At 64.5% G+C, this 973-nt stretch carries 1 protein-coding gene and 1 pseudogene; both read right to left on the reverse strand.

Annotated features, from left to right (window positions below):
• Positions 1-826: rhodanese-like domain-containing protein (locus HX846_RS35230; protein WP_256740329.1), on the reverse strand; the 826-nt coding region annotated here is incomplete at its 3' end.
• A gap of 25 nt (positions 827-851) precedes the next feature.
• Positions 852-973 (reverse strand): annotated as a pseudogene (locus tag HX846_RS40310) (thiol:disulfide oxidoreductase); the annotation flags it as partial.

Below are 973 nucleotides of genomic sequence, written 5' to 3' on the forward strand. Positions count from 1 at the left end.
GGTCCGCCGCCCATTGCCGGACCTGCTCCGCCTTGACACTGACCACCCCTGCCCGCTCCGCCAACTGCCGGGCAGCTTCGCGCTGCCGGCCCAGATCCGTCGAGACCTGGTCGGCATAACGCCGAGTGCTGCCATGCTCCAGCTTGAAGTCCGCCAGGTACCAACCCTGGGTACCGTTTTCCAGGGCATAAACCGGGTTCTTCACCCCGAGGTTGATCAACGTCTGGGCGCCGATAATGCTGCGGGTACGCCCGGCGCAGTTGACCACGATCGGCGTGGTTTCATCCGGCACCAGGTCGTGCACGCGGTAACCCAGCTCACCATTGGGGCAGCAGATCGAACCGGGAATGGTCATCTTGCGGTATTCATCGAACGGCCGACCGTCCAGCACCACCAGCGGCTCGCCCGTGGCCTGCCAGTCCGCCAGTTGCTGCGCGGTGACGTGGGGTGTGTGGCTGGCCTCTTCCACCAATTCGCCAAAGGCTTTCGACGGCACATGCACCCCGGCGAACAACTGCAAACCCGCCGCCTGCCAAGCGTTCGCACCACCTTCCAGTACATGCACATGGCGGTAGCCCAGCGCTTGCAAACGCAGTGCCGTGCGCGCAGCCACATCGCCGCCGTCCTGGTCGTAGATCACCAGGCGCACCCGGGGATTCGGTGCCAGGCGCTGCACCTCCAGTTCCAGGCGGCTATAGGGCAGGTTCACCCCGTGAAACAGGTGGGCCTCGCCGTATTGGCCGTGCTCGCGTACGTCGAACAGGGCGATTTCCTGGCCGTCAAACAGCCATTGTTGCAATTGCCCGGGTGTGATGGTCTGGCTCATGGAAGTCCCGCAAAAAATAGATGGGTTACTGCAAGGCCAGCGAACGCTCGCCGGCGGCCACTTCACGGCCCTTGGCATAGGCCCGCTGGACTGCCGGGCGCGCCTTGATGCGCAGACGCCAGGCCTGGATGTTCGGGTAGTCCGCCA

It is taken from the genome of Pseudomonas sp. K5002, from assembly GCF_013386655.1.
Lineage (GTDB): Bacteria > Pseudomonadota > Gammaproteobacteria > Pseudomonadales > Pseudomonadaceae > Aquipseudomonas.